General features: G+C 65.9%; 17 protein-coding genes. 9 read left to right on the top strand and 8 right to left on the bottom strand.

Annotation, left to right across the window (positions count from 1 at the left end):
• Positions 1-72 precede the first annotated feature (72 nt).
• The 5 genes from AB9O74_RS01250 (at position 73) to AB9O74_RS01230 (ending at position 4,666) form a co-directional block, all read left to right on the top strand.
• Positions 73-1,035: an SPFH domain-containing protein gene (locus AB9O74_RS01250; RefSeq protein WP_046272684.1), complete on the top strand. Its 963-nt coding sequence runs from the start codon at positions 73-75 to the stop codon at positions 1,033-1,035.
• A gap of 1 nt (position 1,036) precedes the next feature.
• Positions 1,037-1,468 (top strand): NfeD family protein, encoded by a 432-nt coding sequence (locus AB9O74_RS01245; protein ID WP_346478795.1) that lies wholly within the window; start codon positions 1,037-1,039, stop codon positions 1,466-1,468.
• An 85-nt stretch (positions 1,469-1,553) separates the two neighbouring features.
• Positions 1,554-2,666, top strand: a complete 1,113-nt coding sequence (gcvT, locus tag AB9O74_RS01240; protein ID WP_369348132.1) for a glycine cleavage system aminomethyltransferase GcvT — start codon at positions 1,554-1,556, stop codon at positions 2,664-2,666.
• 98 nt (positions 2,667-2,764) lie between these two features.
• Entirely contained in the window at positions 2,765-3,160 is a 396-nt protein-coding gene (gene gcvH, locus AB9O74_RS01235) for a glycine cleavage system protein GcvH (RefSeq protein WP_179460306.1), read from the top strand.
• A 927-nt stretch (positions 3,161-4,087) separates the two neighbouring features.
• Complete coding sequence (locus tag AB9O74_RS01230; RefSeq protein ID WP_176990610.1) at positions 4,088-4,666, top strand: hypothetical protein; 579 nt, start codon at positions 4,088-4,090, stop codon at positions 4,664-4,666.
• A 137-nt stretch (positions 4,667-4,803) separates the two neighbouring features.
• Here AB9O74_RS01230 and AB9O74_RS01225 read toward each other — a convergent pair whose 3' ends face one another.
• Positions 4,804-6,141, bottom strand: coding sequence for a serine hydrolase domain-containing protein (locus tag AB9O74_RS01225; protein WP_369348131.1), 1,338 nt, complete (start codon positions 6,139-6,141; stop codon positions 4,804-4,806).
• A 223-nt stretch (positions 6,142-6,364) separates the two neighbouring features.
• Positions 6,365-7,954 (bottom strand): GMC family oxidoreductase, encoded by a 1,590-nt coding sequence (locus AB9O74_RS01220; RefSeq protein WP_369348130.1) that lies wholly within the window; start codon positions 7,952-7,954, stop codon positions 6,365-6,367.
• Positions 7,955-8,154: 200 nt separating this feature from the next.
• Here AB9O74_RS01220 and AB9O74_RS01215 point away from each other — a divergent pair, with 200 nt between their 5' ends.
• A complete protein-coding gene (locus AB9O74_RS01215; protein ID WP_176990607.1) occupies positions 8,155-9,492 on the top strand; it encodes an NTP/NDP exchange transporter in 1,338 nt (445 codons plus the stop codon).
• 31 nt (positions 9,493-9,523) lie between these two features.
• Complete coding sequence (locus AB9O74_RS01210) at positions 9,524-9,880, top strand: DUF1304 domain-containing protein (protein ID WP_176990606.1); 357 nt, start codon at positions 9,524-9,526, stop codon at positions 9,878-9,880.
• A gap of 87 nt (positions 9,881-9,967) precedes the next feature.
• Here the strand turns inward: AB9O74_RS01210 and AB9O74_RS01205 are convergent, their stop codons facing one another.
• The 3 genes from AB9O74_RS01205 to AB9O74_RS01195 all read right to left on the bottom strand — a co-directional run bounded on the left by AB9O74_RS01205 (position 9,968) and on the right by AB9O74_RS01195 (position 13,903).
• Positions 9,968-10,438 (bottom strand): hotdog fold domain-containing protein, encoded by a 471-nt coding sequence (locus AB9O74_RS01205; RefSeq protein WP_369348129.1) that lies wholly within the window; start codon positions 10,436-10,438, stop codon positions 9,968-9,970.
• Positions 10,439-10,508: 70 nt separating this feature from the next.
• Positions 10,509-12,986 carry an acyl-CoA dehydrogenase gene (locus tag AB9O74_RS01200; RefSeq protein ID WP_179460314.1) on the bottom strand — a complete coding sequence of 826 codons (2,478 nt, stop codon included), beginning with the start codon at positions 12,984-12,986 and terminating at the stop codon, positions 10,509-10,511.
• Positions 12,983-13,903 (bottom strand): alpha/beta fold hydrolase, encoded by a 921-nt coding sequence (locus tag AB9O74_RS01195; RefSeq protein WP_369348128.1) that lies wholly within the window; start codon positions 13,901-13,903, stop codon positions 12,983-12,985. Before AB9O74_RS01195 ends, AB9O74_RS01200 begins: the two co-directional genes overlap by 4 nt.
• Before the next feature lie 139 nt (positions 13,904-14,042).
• Between AB9O74_RS01195 and AB9O74_RS01190 the strand changes: the two genes are divergently transcribed.
• Positions 14,043-14,645 (top strand): TetR/AcrR family transcriptional regulator, encoded by a 603-nt coding sequence (locus AB9O74_RS01190; RefSeq protein WP_019185113.1) that lies wholly within the window; start codon positions 14,043-14,045, stop codon positions 14,643-14,645.
• A gap of 129 nt (positions 14,646-14,774) precedes the next feature.
• Here the strand turns inward: AB9O74_RS01190 and AB9O74_RS01185 are convergent, their stop codons facing one another.
• The 3 genes from AB9O74_RS01185 to AB9O74_RS01175 all read right to left on the bottom strand — a co-directional run bounded on the left by AB9O74_RS01185 (position 14,775) and on the right by AB9O74_RS01175 (position 19,994).
• Positions 14,775-17,603 (bottom strand): TonB-dependent receptor, encoded by a 2,829-nt coding sequence (locus tag AB9O74_RS01185; RefSeq protein WP_369348127.1) that lies wholly within the window; start codon positions 17,601-17,603, stop codon positions 14,775-14,777.
• Positions 17,604-18,120: 517 nt separating this feature from the next.
• Positions 18,121-18,945: a hypothetical protein gene (locus AB9O74_RS01180; protein WP_176990627.1), complete on the bottom strand. Its 825-nt coding sequence runs from the start codon at positions 18,943-18,945 to the stop codon at positions 18,121-18,123.
• Between the two features lie 152 nt (positions 18,946-19,097).
• On the bottom strand, positions 19,098-19,994 hold the full coding sequence (locus AB9O74_RS01175) for an Hsp33 family molecular chaperone HslO (protein ID WP_176990601.1): 897 nt from the start codon (positions 19,992-19,994) through the stop codon (positions 19,098-19,100).
• Between the two features lie 79 nt (positions 19,995-20,073).
• Between AB9O74_RS01175 and mtgA the strand changes: the two genes are divergently transcribed.
• The gene (mtgA, locus tag AB9O74_RS01170; protein WP_369348126.1) at positions 20,074-20,823 is read left to right on the top strand and encodes a monofunctional biosynthetic peptidoglycan transglycosylase; all 750 of its coding nucleotides are present in this window, start codon (positions 20,074-20,076) and stop codon (positions 20,821-20,823) included.
• Positions 20,824-20,845: the final 22 nt, after the last annotated feature.

Here is a 20,845-nt window from a genome sequence, read left to right as displayed (position 1 = left end):
AAACCCCTACGGCCGCGTGAAGACGGCGTGGCTATACTCGGACCTACGATTCCGGGGAAAGGGAGTGACCTGATGTTTCCGACCATGCTGTTCTCGCTGGTACTGGCCTTCGTGGCCGTCGTCATCCTGTTCAAGGCCGTGCGGATGGTGCCGCAGGGCTACGAATGGACCGTGGAGCGCTTCGGCCGCTACACCCACACCATGTCGCCCGGCCTGCATTTCCTGATCCCGATCGTGTACGGGGTGGGCCGCAAGGTGAACATGATGGAGCAGGTGCTGGACGTGCCCAGCCAGGAAGTAATCACCAAGGACAACGCCGCCGTGCGCGTGGACGGCGTGGTGTTCTTCCAGGTGCTGGATGCCGCCAAGGCCGCCTACGAGGTCGCCAACCTGGAAGTGGCGATGATCGCCCTGGTGCAGACCAACATCCGCACCGTGATCGGCTCGATGGACCTGGACGAATCGCTCAGCCAGCGCGAGGTGATCAACGCCCAGCTGCTGAGCGTCGTCGACCATGCCACCAACCCGTGGGGCGTGAAGGTCAACCGCATCGAGATCCGCGACATCCAGCCGCCGCGCGACCTGCTCGACGCGATGGCGCGGCAGATGAAGGCCGAGCGCGAGAAGCGCGCGCAGATCCTGGAAGCCGAAGGCTCGCGCCAGTCCGAAATCCTGCGCGCCGAGGGCGAAAAGCAGGCCACCGTGCTGGAGGCCGAGGGCCGCAAGGAAGCCGCCTTCCGCGATGCCGAAGCGCGCGAGCGCCTGGCCGAGGCGGAAGCCAAGGCGACCACGATGGTCTCCGAGGCGATCGCCCAGGGCGACGTGCAGGCGATCAACTACTTCATCGCACAGAAGTATGTGGAAGCATTCAAGGAACTGGCGACCTCGCCGAACCAGAAGCTGGTGCTGATGCCGATGGAGGCCAGCGGCGTGATCGGCTCGATCGCCGGTGTGGCTGAACTGGCGCGCGAGGCGTTCGCCAAGCAGGAAGAGAAGAAAGCCACGCGCGGCGTCCCGCCGCGGATCGGAGGCTGACATGCGCTGGGAAGTCGTGGCCTGGGGCGCGCTGGCACTGGTGCTGTTCGCCGCCGAGGCGCTCGCGCCCGGCGCCTTCATGTTGTGGATCGGGATCGGCGCCGCCGCCGTGTTCGTGCTGGTCGCGGTGTTCGCCGACATCCCGCTGCTGTGGCAGGTGGTCGCCTTCGTGGTGCTCAGCGTCGTCTCGATCCAGTGCTACCGGCGTTGGGGGCGATCGCATGATCGCCAGAGCGACCAGCCGCTGTTGAACCGGCGCGCCGAGCAGCTGATCGGACGGGTGGTCGTGCTCGACCAGGCCATCGTGGCCGGCAAGGGCCGGGCCAAGATCGACGATGCGTTCTGGGTGGTGGCTGGGCCGGATCTGCCGGCCGGCAGCCCGGTGCGGGTGGTGGCGGTGGAAGGCATGACGCTGAAGGTGCAGCAGGCCTGATCCGCGGTTTTCCCGCACCGCCGCAGGCGTTGTGAAGGCGGTTCTGGGATAATGCTTTCTTGCCTTCATTCCCCCGGAACCGGTCATGACCCAGAAGACGCTTCTCAACGATACCCACCGCGCACTCGGCGCCAAGATGGTCGATTTCGGTGGCTGGGACATGCCGATTCATTACGGTTCGCAGCTGGACGAGCACCATCTGGTGCGCAGCGATGCCGGCATGTTCGACGTCAGCCACATGACCGTGGTGGACCTGCGCGGTGAGCAGGTCAAGCCGTTCCTGCGCACCCTGCTGGCCAACTCGGTGGACAAGCTGAAGGCGACCGGCAAGGCGCTGTACTCGTGCATGCTCAATGCCCGCGGCGGCGTGATCGACGACCTGATCGTCTATTACATGGCCGACGATTTCTTCCGCATGGTGGTCAACGCCTCGACCCGCGAGAAGGACCTGGCCTGGATCCGTGAGCAGGCGGCCGCCTTCAACGTGGAGGTCATCGAGCGCGAAGACCTGGCCATCATCGCGGTGCAGGGCCCGACGGCACGCGAGCGGGTGATCGGCCTGCTGGGCGAGAGCGATCGCGCCGCGCTGGAAAAGCTCGGCCGGTTCGCCGCGCTGGAAACCACCGCCGCCGACGGCACCCCGCTGTTCCTGGCGCGTACCGGCTACACCGGTGAAGACGGTTTCGAAATCCTGCTGCCGCAGACCGCCGTGGTCGCGTTCTGGACGGCGCTGACCGCCGCCGGCGTGCGCCCGGCCGGCCTGGGCGCGCGCGACACGCTGCGCCTGGAAGCGGGCATGAATCTCTATGGCCAGGACATGGACGAAGAGATCACCCCGTACGAAGCCGGCCTGGCCTGGACCGTGGCATTGGACGAAGGTCGTGACTTCATCGGGCGCGACGTGCTCGAGGCGCAGAAGGCGGCCGGCAACGCCCGCCAGCTGATCGGCCTGGTGATGGATGAAAAGGGCGTGCTGCGCCACGGCCAGGTCGTGCTGACCGCCAGCGGCGAAGGCGAGATCCTGTCGGGCACCTTCTCGCCGACGCTGGGCAAGGGCATCGCGTTCGCGCGCGTGCCGGGCGGCGACCTGGGCGACGTCCGCGTCGACATCCGCGGCAAGCAGGTTCCGGTGCGCGTGGTGAAGTTCCCGTTCGTGCGCGAAGGGCAGGCCCAGTCCGGCGTGTTGATCGACGGCTGATGCCGTGAAGTACCCGGTGCGGACGCATGCGTATCCGCGCCGGTTGGTTACACTACCCCCGTTTCTTGACCCCCCCTGATATTCCTCGGAGCAGTCCCATGAGCGAGATCCCCGGCGACCTCAAATTCCTCAAGTCCCACGAGTGGGCACGCGTTGAAGGCAACGGCCGTGTCACCGTCGGTATTTCCGACCACGCCCAGGGCCTGCTTGGCGACCTGGTCTATGTTGAACTGCCGGAGGTTGGCCAAGAGGTCAAGGCCGGCGAACAGGCGGCGGTGGTCGAGTCGGTCAAGGCCGCTTCGGACGTGTACAGCCCGATCACCGGCACGGTCGTCGAGGTCAATGCGGCCCTGAGTGACAAGCCGGAAACCATCAACGAAGACGCCTATGGCGACGGCTGGATCTATGTCGTCGAAGTGGCCGGCCTGGACGAAGTCAACGAACTGCTGGGTCCGGACGACTACGCCGAGCTGCTGGAAAACGAAGATCACTGATCGCGTTTCCGGCAGGAAGAACGGCCGCCTGGTGCGGCCGTTTTTTTTTGCCCGCGCGCCGGGTGCGTGTCGATGCCGTTAGCAGTGCGTGAGGGTCGTGCGTGTTGCGGACCTCCACTGCGCGCGAACCGACCGCCTCATGACGATCGGTTCGGTGTCGATGCGCGCCAGTGATCTGGCCCGCGTTGACGACCGACGGCATGCCGATGCGGGATCGATGTGGATGCGTCGGCGACGTTCGAGCGCCGATGCCAGGCGCGAACGCGTCGGTGCCGGACGGTCAAAAGTTTGCGCAGTTACGCGAATCGGGTCGAAAAAAGCGCGGGCGGATGTGAAAAGTTTTTCGGTCCGTTTAAGGTCCGCACGGGCAGTCCCGCGGCGGCTGTGATCGAACCCGCCGCGCGTCCACGGCGGTGCCACAGTACACGGCGATGTTGCGATGTCGCGACACGAAAGTGCTTCTTTTAAGTGTTTTTCTTTTCGGCGGTGTCAGCGCCTGCTCGCATGCGATGTCCGCGCTGGCGATGGCATGGCGCGCCTGCGGGGTGATCACAGGGCGCGGCGGGGGCGTCGCGGCAAGGCGCCGGTGTGAAAATTTTTCGCCGGGGTTGTTGACAGTGAAAAAAAGCGTGATTAGGTTTCGCCTCAGCAGACCTTGCCTGCGAACAGAGTGAGCAGAATCGACATCAAGTCGCGAAGCACAACCTGGACATCCACCTCGCGTCCGATGACGGTGGAGATGGCTTCGCTTCCTTCAGCGAACCGCAAGACCCTTCCTGATCCGATATCTGCCTGGCCGCACATGGCAGGTGTCCCCGTATCCGTCACGACGCGCATGACGCGACGGCGGTCCCCGCGACGCAGCAACGGCGGGTTTGCTTTACCTGGGCGTTTCCACTCCATAGATCACTGACGAGGAGCCATCCCATGGCAACCAAGAAAGCTGCGAAGAAAAAGCCGGCCGCCAAAAAGGCAGCCAAGAAGGTCGCTAAGAAGGCGACTGCCAAGAAGACCGTGAAGAAGGTAGCCAAGAAGGCGGCTGCCAAGAAGACGGTGAAGAAGGCGGCCAAGAAGGCGACCGCCCGCAAGGCGGCCGTGAAGAAGACGGCGAAGAAGGCCGTGAAGAAGACGGCAAAGAAGGCCGCGACCAAGAAGACCGCGAAGAAGGCAGTGAAGAAGACGGCGAAGAAGGCCGTCAAGAAGACTGCGAAGAAGGCAGCCACCAAGAAGACCGCGAAAAAGGCGGTAAAGAAGACGGCCAAGAAGGCGACCCGCAAGGTAGCCAAGAAAGCCGCTCCGAAGAAGGCTGCCAAGAAGACCGCCAAGAAGGCCACCCGCAAGGTAGCCAAGAAGGCCACCGCCAAGAAGGCGACCGCCCGCAAGGCTCCGGCCAAGAAGGCGTCGGCGAAGAAGGCAGTGAAGAAGGTCGCAAAGCGCAAGCCGGCCGTTCGCAAGAAGAAGGCCGCTCCGGTCGCTCTGCCGGCAACCCCGGCACCGCTGATCTAAGTTTTTCCCGATAGCCGTACCTGAGACTCCTTCCCTGGCAGCCCAGCGGGGAAGGAGTTTTTTTATGGGCGACGCGAAAGAACGCACAAAAAAGGCGGCCCTCAGGCCGCCTTTTTCGATGCCGCTCGCGGGCGGGATCAGCGCGGCGAGGCGACCGCACGGTTCGACGAAACGCCCTTGCGCTTGCCCTGCGGGGCGGCGTCTTCGGCCATCAGGTTGTCGCTGCCGAAGTCGGTGTCCACGTCCAGCCAACGTTGGGTCGGCAGGCCCATGGCCTGGTCGAGCACGGTCGGCAGCAGGCCGCTGGGCAGGCTGCTTTCGCCGTTCCACATGATGGCGATGCCGAGGTCACGCTCGGGGATCAGCGCGACCAGGCCGCGATAGCCCTGGACGGCACCGGCGTGGAAGATCACTTCGTGGCCGGCGTAATCGAAGGTGCGCCAGCCGAGGGCATAGCCGGCCGAGTTGAGGCGTTCGCGGCGCCAGCCCGAACGCATTTCGCCCGGAGTGCTGATCAGGCTGGCGTGCAGCGTGGCCAGCAGCGGGGCGGGCAGCACGTCGGGGCGGTGACCGGTGTGGGCCAGCAGCCACTGCGCCATGTCACTGGCGCTGGCGTTGACGCCGGCGGCCGGGGCGAGGCGGTAGTAGGTCGGCTTGGGTGTCAGTGCGACCCAGCCGTTGCGGCTGCGCACGTGCGGGCGTGCCCAGCGCGAGCTGGCCTGGATGCCGGCGAGGCCGAGGCTGGCGTCGTCCATGCCCAGCGGCTTGAACAGGCGGCGCTCGACGGATTGTTCGTAGAAGCTGCCCGAGGCGGCGTACACCACGTCGCCAATCAGGCTGAAGGCCACGTTCTGGTACGCATAGCAGTCGCCGGGCAGGCACTTGAGCGAGGTGGCGGCCAGCTTGTGGGTGAGCGTGTAGTACTCGGCGTTGGCTTCGACGTCGCGGTCGTAGGCGTTGTAGGGCAGGCCGACGCGGTGGCTGAGCAGGTCGGCCACGGTCAGGCGCTCGGTCGCTTCGGGTGTGCTCAGCTGGAAGCCGGGTACGTAGTCGGTGACCTTGCTGTCCCAACGCAGCGTGCCGTCGTTGACCAGCAGGCCGGCCATGGTGCCGGCGAAGGCCTTGGACAGCGAAGCCAGGCGGAACACGGTGTGGGCATCGACCTGCTGCGGGTTGTTGACGTCGGTGACGCCGTAACCGCGCGCGCTGAGCACGCGTCCGCCCTGGACGATCGCCACGGCCATGCCGGGCACGCGTTCACCATAGGTAAGCTGCTGCGCCATCGATTCGATCGAGGCGACGTTGAAGCCCTGCGCAGGCGGCTGCACCTTCAGGCCGGCGGCCGTGGTGCGATATGCGGCAGGCTGGGTGTGCGGGCCGGCGCTGGGCGCCGACTCCTCGATGTTGACCGGCAACGCGGCGGGCGCCGTTGCGGGCGTCTGCGCGGTGGAAGACATGGCGATGGGCATCAACATGCCCAACAACCCGGTGGCCGCCGAACGGATCGGTCGGCGCCTGTTGTTCTGGTTCATCGTGTGGGTGCCCGTGCGCGACTGCTGGGACCGATTCTAGCGCCGCTTTTCGCGATTGCACAAACGAATCGAAGATGAATGCGTATCACATTGAAAACGTGCGGGTTTTGCCGGTCCCGACAGGCTGAGGTCGCACACGTCGAACGGGGGCGCAGCGCACCCCTGTTCAGCCAGCCGCGGCCGCCCGGATCCAGTGCGCGGCGCGTTCGGCGATCATCAGGGTCGGCGCGTTGGTATTGCCACTGACCAGGCGCGGCATCACCGAAGCATCCACCACCCGCAGCCGCTCGGTGCCATGCACGCGCAGGGTCGGGTCGACGACGGCCTCGGGGTGCCGCCCCATCGCGCAGGTGCCGACCGGGTGGTAGATGGTCTCGGCCTTGGCCCGGATGAAGTCGTCCAGTGCGGCGTCGTCCAGATCGGTGCCGGAGGGAAACACCGGCGCGCCGCGCCAGCGATCGAAGGCGGGTTGCCGCAGGATCTCAGCGGATAGGCGCGCGCATTCGCGCATCATCTTCAGGTCATGGCCGTCGGCATCGCCCAGGTAGTTGGCCTGGATGCGCGGCGGCGAGCGTGCGTCGGCATCGCGCAGGCGCAGCTGGCCACGGCTGCGCGGGTGCAGGGGACAGGCATGCAGGGTGTAGCCATCGCCGGGCAGCCGATGGCGCCCGTGGTTGTCGAGCATCGCCGGGACGAAATGGAACTGCACGTCGGCGCGCGCATCGGTGGCCAGCGACGAACGGGCGAAGCCGCCGGCCTCGGCCAGGTTGCTGGTGCCGGCGCCACGGTGGCCGCGCAGGAAGTAATCGACGGCGATGCGCAGCTCGCTGCTGCGGTCGTAGCTGACGCCCGGCCCGGTGTGCACGACGGTGCAGATGTCGAGATGATCCTGCAGGTTGCGGCCGACCCCGGGCAGGTCCACGCGCGGGGTGATGCCGTGGCAGCGGAGCGCGTCTGCTTCGCCGATGCCGGACAGCATCAGCAGGTGCGGGGAGTGGATGGCGCCGGCGCTGAGGATCACCTCCGCTGCCGCGCGGGCATGCAGGTGGCGACCCGCGCGTCGATAGTGCACACCGGTCGCCGTCGTGCCCTCGAAGCTCAGCGCGGTCGCCTGCGCGCCGGTGAGCACGGTCAGGTTGCGCCGCTGGCGCGCGGGGCGCAGGTAGGCATCGGCGCTCGAACACCGCGCACCGTCGCGTTGGGTGACCTGGTACAGCCCCACGCCGAGCTGCTGGTCGCCATTGAAGTCCGGATTGTGGGTGTGGCCGGCTTCCTGTGCGGCGGCGATGAAGGCAGTCGAGAGGGGATTGTGGTGGCGCAGGTCGGAGACCGACAGCGGGCCGGCATCGCCGTGCAGCGCACTGGCGCCACGACTGTTGCGCTCGCTGTGCAGGAACCACGGCAGCACCTGCTCCCAGCCCCAGCCGGTGGCGCCGCCGGCTGCCCAGCCGTCGTAGTCGTCAGCCACGCCGCGCACGTAGCACATCGCATTGATCGAACTCGATCCCCCCAACACCTTGCCGCGTGGCCACCACAGGCGCCGGCCGCCGAGCGCGGGCTCCGGCTCGGTCTCCAGGTTCCAGTTGATGCGGCGGTTGTTGACCAGCCGCGCCAGCCCGGCCGGCATGTGGATGAAGGGGTTGGTATCGCGCGGGCCGGCTTCCAGCAGCAGCACCCGGCAGGCCGGGTCTTCGCTGAGCCGGTTGGCCAGCACGCAGCCGGCCGAACCGGCCCCAATCACGATGTAGTCGTACATGCCGCTCCTTGCCGGGGTGCCCGCCGAGCATAAGACAGGTTGGGGCAGGCCGGGGCTGCGCCGTGGGCCACGCAGCGTTGCGGCGATGGCCGCGCCGGAGGCTGGCGATGTTGCGGTGCATCGTTTACCTTGCGCGCTTCGACGCCCGGAGTTCCCCACATGCTGCCGTTGCAACGCCCCTTGGCCGCAGAGAGCGGGCAATGACCGCGGCGGCCGGAACCGGCGCGGCCGCCAGTGGCATGCTGGGTGCCTGGCGCCGATCGCCCCCGCTGATCTGGGCCTCGATCTACTTCTTCTGCCTGCTCAGCGGCTACTACGTGCTGCGCCCGGTGCGCGAAGCGATGGCGGCGTCTTCCGATCTGCAGACGGTGTTTCCGCTGCCGTTGATCGCGTGGTTCGCCGGCCATGGGATCGCGCTGAAGGACTTCGTGCTGCAGTTCCTGTTCACCTGCGTGTTCTTCATCATGCTGGTGCTGCAGCCGCTGTACGGTGCACTGGTGAGCCGCTATCCGCGCCGGGTGTTCCTGCCGGTGGTGTACGGGTTCTTCATCGTCACCCTGCTCGGGTTCTACGTGATGTTCAAGACCGGCATGCCCGGGCGCGGCATGGCGTTCTTCTTCTGGATCACGGTCTTCAACCTGTTCGCGGTGGCGGTGTTCTGGAGCTTCATGGCCGACGTGTTCTCCAACGTGGAGGCGCGGGCGTATTACGGGTATCTCGGTGCCGCCGGGACGATCGGGGCCTTCCTCGGCCCGATCATCACCTCCGCGCTGGTGCAGACGGTCGGCATCGCCAACCTGATGCTGGTCTCGGCCGGCTTCCTGCTGATCTGCCTGGGCTGCATCTGGCGGCTGCGGCTGTGGGCGGTGGCACGCGAACAGGAGCGGCAGCTGGTCTCGGGCGAAACGCCGATGGGCGGCAGCGTGTTCGATGGCCTGAAGCTGATCGTGCGCGAGCCGATGCTGCGATGGCTGGCGCTGATGGTGCTGTTCGGCGTGGGCGTGGGCACGATGCTCTACAACGAGCAGGCCTCGATCGTGCGGCGCCTGTATCCCGATGCCGCGGCAAGTACGGCGTTCTTCTCGCGCGTGGATCTGGCGGTGAACACGCTGACCCTGATCATCCAGCTCGGCTTCACGCGCTGGTTGCTGTCCCGGTTCGGCATCACCCCCGCGCTGCTGATTCCGGGCGTGGCGATCATCATCGGGTTCTCGATCCTGGCCGCGTCGCCGCTGCCGCTGATGGTGGCGATGGTGCAGGTGATGACCCGCGCCAGCGAATTCTCACTGGCCAAGCCGGCGCGCGAGACGATCTATACCCGTGTGGACCGCCAGTGGCGCTACAAGGCCGGCGCGGCCATCGACACCGTGGTCTACCGCGGTGGCGACCTGACCTTCGCCTGGGTGCACAAGGGGCTGTCCCTGTTCGGCTCGCACATCGTGTTCCTCGGTGGCCTGGTCGTGGCCGGTGCCATGACCATTGCCGCCCTCGGCGTGCTGCGCGAAGAAAAGAAGCTGCCGGACGAGCGCCCGGAGTAAGCTCTCCGCATTACGTTCTGGAAGCCTGCCCATGTATTGGATCGCGCTGTCGTTGACCCTGCTGGTCGCCCTGCTGCACGTGTACTTCCTGGTCCTGGAAATGTTCCTGTGGACCAAGCCGCTGGGACTGAAGACCTTCCGCAATACGCCGGAGAAGGCGGAGACTACGCGGGTGCTGGCGGCCAACCAGGGCCTGTACAACGGCTTCCTCGCCGCCGGCCTGTTCTGGGGCCTGTTCGATCACCTGCCGATGCTGGTCAACTTCATGCTCGGCTGCGTGATCGTGGCCGGCTGCTATGGCGCGTACAGCGTCAACAAGCGGATCTTCTTCATCCAGGCGGTGCCGGCGATCCTGGCGGTGGCGGCATGGTGGATGGTGCCGGCCTGACAGGCGGCAGCCACGCTTGGCGTGGCTCTACCCTGCGATACACGAATCGGATGTAGAGCCACCCCATGGGTGGCTGCGCGCCAACGATCAACGTTTGACCGGCGACACCCACATCGCGATCCGCGCCTCGAACACCGCCGTGCCGGCGTCATCGCGTACCTGCACCTTCACTGGCAGCGCGTAGCCGGCCTCGGCGGCGACGATCGGCTGCTCCGGTATCGCCACGGCATGCTGGGTACCCGTCGCCTTGGCCAGGTACTGCACCTCCATGCCCTTCGGAATCCAGCGCATGCCCTTGGGCAGTGACGCATCCACCATCAGCCCTGCAGTGAGTTCGGCGAGGTTGCACAGCGCGATCGCGTGCACGGTGCCGATGTGGTTGGTGACCCTGCGCCGGTGCGCGATGCGCCCTTCGCAGCGGCCCGGTTCAAGCACGGTGATGCGCGGGGCGATGCTGGCGAAGTAGGGTGCCTTGAAACACACCGCACGCGAGAACAGCCAGGGGCCGGCGGGCCAGCGCTGCATGCGCCGGTAAAGATTCAACAGTGGAGCGGACATCCAGGATCTCCCTGTAAAAACGGCGGACCGAAGTCCGCCGTTTTCGTTCACATGATTGCCAGGATCGGGATCAGGCGGCTTCGGACTGCGCGTCCTGCTGGGCGCGCTTGTAGTAGCCCGCCGAGCGCAGCTCTTCCGGATCGAAGTCGTCCACGGTGATCGTTTCCAGGGTGAGCGTACGCAGCTCTTCAAGCAGGGTGCGCTCGTCCTGGGTGATCACGCCCTCGGCCACGGCTTCGTCCAGCTGGGTCACGAAGTCCAGTGCCTCGATACCCTTGGTCTTGAGCGCCTTGATGAACTTGCGCTCCACCGGCTCGGCCATGATCGCCTTGGACAGGTAGCTGTTGATGCGGCCACCCGGGTTGTTCTCGCACGGGGTCAGGAACACGCCACTGGCCAGACGGTCACGGGCCTCGTTGGGCGCCATCAGCAGCGCGGCGACGCGGTGGCCCAGGCGGTCACCCGGGGCTTCGGCACGGCGGCCGAACGGGAAGATCAGTGCCCACATCAGCCAGCCGATCGGACGCACCGGGAAGTTGCGCAACGCGGCCGACAGCGACAATTCGATCTTGTGCACGCTGTCATGGAAGGCCCAGGCCAGCAGCGGCTGGTCGGCGGTCGGTGCGCCTTCGTCGTGGTAGCGCTTGAGCATCGCGCTGGTCATGTAGATGTGGCTCAGCACATCGCCCAGGCGGCCGGACAGCGATTCCTTGAACTTCAGCTTGCCGCCCAGCGTCATCATCGAGATGTCGGCCATCAGCGCCAGGTTGGCCGAGTAACGGTCCAGCTTGCGGAAGTAGCGGCGGGTGTAGGCATCGCCCGGGGCGGCACCGAAACGCGCGCCGGTCAGGCCGAACCAGAACGAACGCACGGCGTTGGAAATGCCGTAGCGGATATGCCCGAACAGGCTGCGGTCGAATTCCTGCAGGCCGGCGCGGGTGTCCGGGTCCTGCGCGGCCTTCATCTCCTTCAGCACCCACGGGTGGCAGAGGATCGCACCCTGGCCGAAGATCAGCAGGCTGCGGGTCATGATGTTGGCGCCTTCGACGGTAATCGCGATCGGCGCGGCCTGCCAGCTGCGGCCGGCGAAGTTGCGCGGCCCCAGGATGATGCCCTTGCCGCCGATCACATCCATCACGTCCGAGATCACTTCACGGCTCATGGTGGTGCAGTGGTACTTGGCGATCGCCGACGGCACCGACGGCACGTCGCCGCGGTCCACCGCAGCCGCCGTGGCCTGGCACAGCGCGCTGATCGCGTAGGCCTTGCCACCGATGCGGGCCAGCGCTTCTTCCACGCCCTCGAAGCGGCCGACCGACAGGCCGAACTGCTTGCGGATGCGCGCATAGGCACCGGTCACCACCGCACCGGCCTTGGCACCGCCACTGGCGGTGGAGGGCAGGGTGATCGAGCGGCCGACGGCCAGGCACTCGTTGAGCATGTTCCAGCCCTTGCCGGCCTTCTCGGCGCCGCCGATCAACTGGGTCAGCGGGATGAAGACATCCTTGCCGCGGATCGGGCCGTTCTGGAAGGTCGAGTTGAGCGGGAAGTGGCGACGGCCGATTTCCACGCCGGCGGTGTCACGCGGCAGCAGGGCCAGGGTGATGCCGATGTCGCGGGTGCTGCCGATCAGGCCATCCGGGTCGTACATGCGGAAGGCCAGGCCGATCAGCGTGGCCACCGGGGCCAGGGTGATGTAGCGCTTGTCGAAGGTGAGCTTGACGCCGAGCACCTGCTCGCCGTTCCACTCGCCCTTGCAGACGATGCCGTAATCGGGAATCGAGGTCGCATCCGAGCCGGCGAACGGACCGGTCAGGCCGAAGCAGGGCACTTCACGGCCATCGGCCAGGCGCGGCAGGTACTGGTCCTTCTGTTCCTGGGTGCCGTAATGGTTGAGCAGTTCACCCGGGCCCAGCGAGTTCGGCACGCCGACGGTGGAGCTGACCACGCTCGACACCGAGGCCAGCTTCTGGATCACCTTGTGGTGGGCCAGCGCGCTGAAGCCCAGGCCGCCGTATTCCTTCGGGATGATCATGCCGAAGAACTTGTTCTTCTTGATGAAGCTCCACAGCTCCGGCGGCAGGTCGGCGTAGACGTGGGTGATTTCCCAGTCGTTGACCATCCTGCACAGCTCTTCGACCGGGCCATCCAGGAAGGCCTGTTCCTCGGCGGTGAGCTGCGGCTTGGGGTAGTTGAGCAGGATGTTCCAGTCCGGATCACCGGTGAACAGCTCGCCTTCGAAACCGACCGAGCCGGTTTCCAGTGCGATGCGTTCGGTCTGCGACAGCGGCGGCAGCACCTTGCGGAACACCTTCATCATCGGCGCGGTCAGCAGCGGCTTGCGGATGAAGGGCAGCAGCAGCGGCACGGCGATGACGGCGACGATGGCCGCGGCCACGATCGTGGCGGTCTGGTTGACGTACGGGATGAACCAGCAGGCGGCCAGCAGCACCAGGCTGATGATCGTCCAGGTGATCAGGCGCATCCGGTGGTAGGCGACGAACGCACCTGCCAGCAGGATCGCGAGGAAGGGAACGACAATGCTCATGAGCGTGCTCCGGTGACGTGCTCGGTAGTGACGGACGATGCGACGGCGGAGGCCGAGGGCAACACGTCCAGATAGTCCAACACAGTAGCGGTAAAGGCGTTGTTGTCGTCACCGGCGACCATGTGGGTGGCCTCCGGCAGCTGCACGTGGCGTGCATGTGGCACCAACGCGAGGAACTCGGCCACCGTCTGCGGGGTGACCAGGGTGCTGCGGCCACCGCTGACCAGCAGCAGGGGGCATTTCACCTGGCGCGCCGCCTCGGCAAGCGCGTCCTGGTGTTGTTCGCTGTCACGCGCCAGCTCGGCGACCAGGCGCGGATCCCAGTGCCAGCGCCAGCGACCGTGACCGTCCTCGCGCAGCAGCGCACGCAGGGCGTCGTCGGACTTGCGCGGGCGGTGCGGCATGTAGGAGGAGATCACGTCGGCGGCCTGGGACAGCGACGCGAAGCCGTCCGGGTGCGCGGTCATGAACATCAGGATCTTTTCGACACCGGCGGTATCCCAGCGTGGGGTGATGTCCACCAGCACCATCGCCGAGAACAGGCCCGGCCAGCGCGACTCGGCGAGCAGGCCGAACAGGCCGCCCATCGACGCGGCGATCAGGATCGGCGGCTGCGGTTGTTCGCCAGCCAGCACGATCAGGTCATCGGCGAACTGTTCGCCGTGGTAGGCAAGGTCGGCCGGGTTCCAGTTGGAATCGCCGTGGCCGCGCGCGTCGTAGGCCAGGGTCTGGTAGCCGGCCTCGACCAGCGCGTTCGCGGTGGCGTTCCAGGCATGCCGGGTCTGGCCGAAGCCGTGGGCGAACAGGACGGTGCCGCGGCGCCCCGGGCTCGAACGGGTGGCGGCGAGCACGGCGTCATGCGCGCCGGTCAGTCGCTCATCGTCAAAGCGGGGCAGGGTAGAAGAAGGAGTGACCATACTCGTTAGTATGGACCTGCCCTGTGCGATGTCAATACTTCGGAGTATGGTGTCCTCATCCCTTGTGCCAGCAGGCGTGAAGCGGACGTTCGCCGATTCACATACTGCAACCAACCCCGGCGTATGGTTAAATCCACCTATGAATGAACCCGAAGCTTCCGCCGGCGAGCCACGTGCCGGCCGCAACAGCCGCCTCAGTGCCGAAGACTGGGCCCAGGCCGCACTGGATCTGATTGCCGAACAAGGCGTGGGCGCGGTCGCGGTGGAGCCGCTGGCGCGACGTCTTGGTGTCACCAAGGGCAGCTTCTACTGGCACTTCCCCTCGCGCGACGCGTTGCTGCAGGCGGCGCTGGAACGTTGGGAACTGTTCGAGCAGGAGCAGGTATTCGGCAGCCTGGCCGATGTCACCGATCCGCGCGTGCGCCTGCGCCAGCTGTTCCAGGTGGTCGCGCATGAAGTGCAGCCGCACATCATCTACAGCGAGCTGCTCAAGGCGCTCGATCACCCGATGGTGCGCCCGGTCATCGACCGTGTTTCGCACCGGCGCCTGGAGTATCTGGTCGCCTCGTTCCGGCAGGCCGGCCTGAGCCGCACCGATGCGCAGCACCGTGCGCGGTTGGCCTACGCGGCCTATGTGGGTTTCCTGCAGTTGTCGCTGCAGCTGCAGCAGCCCAAGCAGGCCCGCGAGGATTTCGAAGCCTACGTGGAGCACGTGATCGAGACACTGATTCCGCTCGGTTGATCGGTTCGCCATGGACATGCAGAAGGCCGCGGAAACGCGGCCTTTTTCATGGGTGTCGTAACGGCAGGCAATAAAAAACCACGGCCCCGAAGGGCCGTGGTTCTGTCTCAGGCTGCTACGTGGCTACGATCAGAACTTCTGGTTGTAGCGCATGTAGAAGAAGCGGCCCGGGATTTCGTACTGCGGGTCGAACGAGTTGGCGAAGGTGGTGTACGCCAGCGGCGGATCGCGGTCGAAGGCGTTGTTGACACCGACGGTGACACGGGCGTTCCACGGCGACTGCCAGTAGGCGCTCAGGTCGGTGTAGGTGACGCTGGCGATCTTGCGCTGCGGATCATCCTGGCCACCGATACCGACGTGGTCACGATCCGAGCACAGCAGGTTGAAGTTGGCGCCACCGAAGGAGGTGCCGGTGCAGTCTTCATTCTGGCTCGAGTAGTAACGGGCCGATGCGGTGGCACCGAAATCACCCAGCTGCCAGGCAACCAGCAGGTTGGAACGCACACGCCAGTAGTTGTCGCGGCTCAGGTAGTTGCCGACGCGGTTGTAGCCTTCGGTCACCGGATCTTCGATCGTGTACTTGGAGGTGTAGGCGGTATCCAGCACGAAGCTGAAGCTGCCGTACGCGGTATCCGGCATACGGTAGCCCAGGGTCACGTCCCAGCCTTCCACTTCCATCGTGCCCACGTTGCTCGGCACGGCCAGCAGGTTGGAGATCTGGCCGGTGCTGTCACGTTCGATCAGGTCGCACTGCGAAGTCACGCCCTGGTCGTAGCAGGCGTCCAGCGTCTGCTGGGCGGTCTGCGCGTAGATGGCACCTTCGATCTTGATGTTCCACCAGTCGACCGACACGTCCAGGCCCGGTGCGAAGCTCGGGCTGTAGACGAAGCCCAGGGTCTTGGAGGTGGAGGTTTCCGGGCCGAGATCCGGGTTGCCACCGGTGGTGGTACGAATCTGCGAGTTGGACTGGTTGTAAGCCGGCACGCCGGCGCAGCTGGCGGGCGGGGTGTTCGCGTTGCCGGTCTGGACGCCGGCGCAGGGATCGGCCACGTCTTCGAAGGTGTCGCTCACGCCCTGGTACAGCTCGGCGATGGTCGGGGCGCGGAAGCCTTCGGACCAGTTACCACGGATCATCAGGTCGTTGATCGGCTTCCAGCGGAAACCGAACTTGCTGTTCACGGTGTTGCCGAAGTTGCTGTAGTCAGAGAAGCGGGTCGCCACGCTGAAGTCCAGCAGCTGCGCGCCGGTCACGCCGGACAGCAGCGGGATCGCCAGTTCCAGGTACGCTTCATCCAGCTTGTAGCTGCCGTCGGTCGCGGTACGGGCGTTGCCGGTGGTGTCGCCGGAGTTGATCAGTGCGTCCGGGCCGTCAAAGCCGGATTCTTCACGGTGTTCGGCACCCAGCGAGAAGGCGAACGCGCCGCCCGGCAGGTCGAACAGCTCACCGCCGATGCTGCCGTAGTAGGTCTTCTGCTCGTAACCGTAGACGTCATGCGCGGTGAAACCGGCATAGTCGATCATGTCCTGGGTCAGCGAGCCGGCGCCGCTCAGCATGTTCATCGGCACGCAGCCGTCGATCACGCTGCCTGCGGTACCGCAACGTGCAGCGCCGGTGGCGTCGACGAACGACGGGCCCAGGGCGTTGCGCAGCGCAGAGATGTTGAAGAAGCCGGTGGTGACGTCGGTCTGGTCGTTCTTGCCGTAGAACATGCCGGCTTCCCAGTTCCAGAAGCGGCTGTTCACTTCGAAGTCGCCTTCGAAGGCACCGTTGAACGCGTAGGTCTTCACGTTCTGCTTGTAGATACGACCGCCAGTCTCGTTCGCACGGTACTGGATGTAGTCGATATCACGGCCGGTGTTGTTGTAGATGTTGTCGGCGCTGATGACGATGTTGGAGCCGTTGGTGCCCGGTGCGGCGCGGCCCAGCACGATCGGCATGGCAGCCAGGATCTGCTCGGATTCGCGCTCGTTGTAGGTCACCGTGGTCTTGAAGCGGACGTTGTCGGTGATGCTCAGACCGGCGTCGGCGAAGATCGAGGTGCGCTCCTGCGGGGTGACCAGCAGGTTACCCGGGGCGTGGTTGAAGCTGTCGGCCTGGCCGTAGTTGCGCCAGGTGCTGCCACCGTTGCCGGTGATGAAGTAGCCTTCGCTGCCGTTCGGACGGGCGGCGCCGAAGCGCGGGGAACCGTCCGGATTGGTGCCGACCTGCTGGAAGTAGCCGAAGCGGCCTTCCGGCGTGGTGGAGCTGTTGCCGGTGTACGGCACGGAGCCGAAGACCGGCACCGCCGAGATGGCACGGTCGCCCGCCCACACCGGTTCTTCCTTCACGTAGCCCACGCCCAGGGTGGCGTGCCACTTCTCACCGGCCGAACCGATGGTGAAGTCGTAGGACTCGCGGGAACCGTCGCCCTTGTCGTACTGACCGTAGTAGGCGTTGGCTTCTGCACCGTCGAAGTTCTTGCGCAGGATGATGTTGACCACGCCGGCGATGGCGTCCGAACCGTAGATGGTCGAGGCGCCGTCCTTCAGGACTTCAATGCGCTCGACGGCTGCGGACGGGATGGTGTTCAGATCGACCGCGCCACCCAGGCCGGTACCACCGACCCAACGACGACCGTTGACCAGCACCAGGGTACGGCTGGAACCCAGGTTGCGCAGGTTCACGCGGGTTTCGCCGTTGCCGCCGTTGTTGTAGGTGCTGTTGAGGGTCGAACCGCTGGTGGCGATGTTCTGGATGATGTCGCCGATGGAGGTCTGGCCCTGGGCCTGGATCTGCTCGCGGCTCATCGTGAAGACCGGCTGCGACGATTCCACGTCGGCGCGCTTGATGCGCGAACCGGTGACTTCGATCTTGTCGAGGGTCTGGGTTTCCTGTGCATAGGCTGCACCGGTGCTACCAGCGGTCACCACCAGCGCAAACGCAATGGCGTCGCGCAGCTTGTTTGTCCTGCAATTCATTGGCTCTCTCTCTCCAAATGGACTTGGGTGCTACGGGTTCTGGGATGGGCTTCAGCGCGGAGACGAAAGGCGTCTCCAAGTCGCGAAGCTGACTCGATAGTAACCACGTCTACGGAGAAATTAAAGACCCGTTAATACTTCATGTGATTCAGGTGAAATTCGGCAAAGTCCTTCTGCCACAAGGCGTCCGGGCCGATACCTGCGGAGAGGGCCGGTTGGTCCGGTCCAAGAAGTGATGACTTTTGGCACATTTTTTATGTCGTTTTGTAACTTTTTTACCTGAATACGGGTCACGGATCAGACACGGTGGGTCAGATGCGCGGCCTGTAGCGCGTCGCGATTGTCCCGCCGGTGAGTGTTCAGGCACGCCTTATGCTAGGCGGGCGGACGCGGGTGCATGCCATCGGCGGCGGCGGGCGCACACAGAAACGCCGCTACGGGCGAGCGGCGTGGATCAGGGAAACGGGCCCGCCTTCTGCGCGGTCGGGCATCGCGAAGCGGGGCAGGGACGCCTGGCTTACAGGTCCTGCTCGTAGCGGACGTAGGGCACGGTGCCTTCGTCGGTGCTCTCGTTGCGCGGGGCGAACGGATTCTTGCCACGGGTGACCACGTTCTCGGCGCCGACAGTGAGCTGGCCGCTCCAGGGCGTGCGCCAGGTCAGGCCGACGCCCAGGCCTTCCCACTTGCCGGGCTGGCCGGGGACATCGACCACGCGCCCGATGATGTTGCCGCTGAAGTTGCCATAGCCGGCGCCGATGGTGAGGCTCTTGCTGTCCCAGCGGTCGACGATCGCCGGGGAGGCGTCCGCGATCGGGACCAGGCGGGCCTTGGCATAGGTGCCACCGATCGAGACGAAGCCCTCGCGACCGATGTTCTTCTGACCGAACACGGTCAGATCGTTCTGTTCGGCGCGCAGCGACGGCGATTTGTTCGGACCGGCCAGCCAGGCCGGCAGGGTGTCACGGCCGCTGCCGGCGGTGAGGCCGACGCGACCGCCGGGGCGGTTGAACGCGGCGGTGCCGCTGACCCGGCGGCTGAGCGTGTTGTCGTCTTCATCGCCGAGCGTGGCCAGCATGCAATGGCTGGCCAATCCGCTGATGCTGGTGCCGCGGCTGCTGTTGCAGAGCAGGCCCAGCGAGTCACCCGACGACAGCCCGAAGGCCGCATCCAGCGAGCTGCGCCCGAAATGCCAGCGGGCCCCGACGGCCTGCTCGCCGGTCGGTTCCAGGTACAGCAGGGCCTCGACCTTGCCGCTGCCCTTGTTCCAGACCGGCAACACGGTGCCGTCCTGCTTGCCCTTGGCCTGCGCATGCGCGCCCGGGATCGCGCCTAGGGCGATCATCAGGGCCAGCGGTAGACGCAGAAGGGGATGCATGGGAACTCTCAGACAAGCGCAGTGAACACAAGTTCCCGCCGAAGCGGGACATTGATCCTAGGGCGTTTATGATTTCTTAACAAGTCTTCGTTCTCCCCAGAACAAAACTCGCGTCGAGATTACTGAAGCCGTTCAGGTGCCGGCGAGGAAACATCCATTCCGCGGAACAGTATGTCGAATTCCGTCAACGGAAAGTGATACTCCTGCCCGCAGAATTCGCACCGCACCTCGACCGCGCCGCTGGGCTCGGCAGCGGCACGGGCCTCTTCCTCGCCGATGGACTGCAGCATGCCTTCCACCCGCTCGCGCGAACACGAGCAGGCAAAGCGCAGGGCCTTGTCGCCCAGCAGTTCCGGCGTCTCTTCATGGAACAGGCGGTGCAGCAGATCGTGGCCCGGCACGTCCAGCAGTTCCTGCTTGCCCAGGGTCTCGAACAGGGCGCTGGCGCGCGACCAGCCATCCTGGTCGCCTTCGTCGCCGGGCAGCTTCTGCAGCAGCAGGCCCGCGGCGCGGGTGCCATCGGCGGCCAGCAGCAAGCGGGTCGGCAGCTGTTCGGACTGGCGGAAATAATCTTCGAAGGCTTCGTCCAGGCCGGCTGCGGTCAGGCCGACCAGGCTCTGGTACCGCTGCGGTTCGCGCGGGTCCAGGCCGGGGTTTTCGATGGTGATCGCCAGCAGCGCATCCTCGCCCAGCGCGGTCAGGTCGCGCGGCGCGTCGCCGCCACCGTCGGCCAGCTGGACGATGCCGCGCAGGGTGCCGGCCGCGGTGCATTCGGCGAACAGGGTGCGCATGGCGGTGTTGCTGCGCAGCTGGATCGACAGGCGGCCATCGACCTTGGTGTGCCCGGTGAACAGCGCGGACGCGACGCTCGCCTCGCCGAGCAGTTCAGCGGCGCCCGGCGGATAGACCGCATGGGAGAGGATTTCCCGCCAGGTGTCATCGAGGTGCACATGCACGCCGCGGACGCCGGCATCGGGAAGCAGGAAACGGACAAGGGAGTCGGATTGGGCGGTCATCGGTTCGGTGGCTGCGCGAAAGGAGTGCCGGTTGCCGGATAATGCGCCGACCACCGTGCAAGTAAAGGATGCACCAGTAATGGGGGCAGAGCGCAGCAACCTCAAGGTCGAACCGGACCTGGAACCCTCACGTCCACGCCGTTGGCACTGGAAGCGCCTGCTGTGGCTGCCGGTCCTGTTCGTGGGGTTCAGCGTGCTGCAGGTACTGGTCCTGCGCGTCATCGATCCGCCCGTATCCAGCGTGATGCTGTGGCGCTACGGCGAGGCGCTGGGGCAGGGCGACTGGAGCTACCGCCTGCACTACCAGTGGCGCGACCTGGAGCAGATGGCGCCCAGCCTGCCCATCTCGCTGGTGGCCGCCGAGGACCAGCGGTTCCCGGACCACAACGGCTTCGACCTGCAGGCGATCGAGAAGGCGCGCGACCACAATGCGCGCGGCGGTCGCCTGCGCGGCGCCAGCACGATCAGCCAGCAGGTCGCCAAGAACCTGTTCCTGTGGCAGGGCCGCAGCTGGATCCGCAAGGGACTGGAGGTCTGGTACACGGTGTTGATCGAAGCGCTGTGGCCCAAGTCGCGGATCCTGGAGATGTACGCCAACATCGCCGAGTTCGGCGATGGCATCTATGGCGCGCAGGCCGCGTCACGGCGGTACTGGAACAAGGACGCGTCCCGGCTGAGCCCGGCCGAAAGCGCGCGGCTGGCGGCGGTGCTGCCATCGCCCCGGCGTTACAGCGCGGCCAAGCCCGGGCCGTACGTGCAGCGTCGCGCGGCATGGATCCAGCGGCAGGCGCGGCAGCTCGGCGGGGATGCCTATCTCGACCGGGACTGAGCATTCATCTACGTGATTGCCT

It is taken from the genome of Stenotrophomonas sp. JAG2 (assembly GCF_041080745.1).
Lineage (GTDB): Bacteria > Pseudomonadota > Gammaproteobacteria > Xanthomonadales > Xanthomonadaceae > Stenotrophomonas > Stenotrophomonas maltophilia_AA.
The sequence above is the reverse complement of the archived record's forward strand: the minus strand, read 5'-3'. Positions and strand labels throughout refer to the sequence as shown.

Bases quoted from the DNA above. Each gene is read 5' to 3' on its own strand.
- AB9O74_RS01250 (WP_046272684.1), top strand. From the start codon at position 73: ATGTTTCCGACCATGCTGTTCTCGCTGGTACTGGCCTTCGTGGCCGTC.
- AB9O74_RS01245 (WP_346478795.1), top strand. From the start codon at position 1,037: ATGCGCTGGGAAGTCGTGGCCTGGGGCGCGCTGGCACTGGTGCTGTTC.
- gcvT (WP_369348132.1), top strand. From the start codon at position 1,554: ATGACCCAGAAGACGCTTCTCAACGATACCCACCGCGCACTCGGCGCC.
- gcvH (WP_179460306.1), top strand. From the start codon at position 2,765: ATGAGCGAGATCCCCGGCGACCTCAAATTCCTCAAGTCCCACGAGTGG.
- AB9O74_RS01230 (WP_176990610.1), top strand. From the start codon at position 4,088: ATGGCAACCAAGAAAGCTGCGAAGAAAAAGCCGGCCGCCAAAAAGGCA.
- AB9O74_RS01225 (WP_369348131.1), bottom strand. From the start codon at position 6,141: ATGTTGATGCCCATCGCCATGTCTTCCACCGCGCAGACGCCCGCAACG.
- AB9O74_RS01220 (WP_369348130.1), bottom strand. From the start codon at position 7,954: ATGTACGACTACATCGTGATTGGGGCCGGTTCGGCCGGCTGCGTGCTG.
- AB9O74_RS01215 (WP_176990607.1), top strand. From the start codon at position 8,155: ATGACCGCGGCGGCCGGAACCGGCGCGGCCGCCAGTGGCATGCTGGGT.
- AB9O74_RS01210 (WP_176990606.1), top strand. From the start codon at position 9,524: ATGTATTGGATCGCGCTGTCGTTGACCCTGCTGGTCGCCCTGCTGCAC.
- AB9O74_RS01205 (WP_369348129.1), bottom strand. From the start codon at position 10,438: ATGTCCGCTCCACTGTTGAATCTTTACCGGCGCATGCAGCGCTGGCCC.
- AB9O74_RS01200 (WP_179460314.1), bottom strand. From the start codon at position 12,986: ATGAGCATTGTCGTTCCCTTCCTCGCGATCCTGCTGGCAGGTGCGTTC.
- AB9O74_RS01195 (WP_369348128.1), bottom strand. From the start codon at position 13,903: ATGGTCACTCCTTCTTCTACCCTGCCCCGCTTTGACGATGAGCGACTG.
- AB9O74_RS01190 (WP_019185113.1), top strand. From the start codon at position 14,043: ATGAATGAACCCGAAGCTTCCGCCGGCGAGCCACGTGCCGGCCGCAAC.
- AB9O74_RS01185 (WP_369348127.1), bottom strand. From the start codon at position 17,603: ATGAATTGCAGGACAAACAAGCTGCGCGACGCCATTGCGTTTGCGCTG.
- AB9O74_RS01180 (WP_176990627.1), bottom strand. From the start codon at position 18,945: ATGATCGCCCTAGGCGCGATCCCGGGCGCGCATGCGCAGGCCAAGGGC.
- AB9O74_RS01175 (WP_176990601.1), bottom strand. From the start codon at position 19,994: ATGACCGCCCAATCCGACTCCCTTGTCCGTTTCCTGCTTCCCGATGCC.
- mtgA (WP_369348126.1), top strand. From the start codon at position 20,074: ATGGGGGCAGAGCGCAGCAACCTCAAGGTCGAACCGGACCTGGAACCC.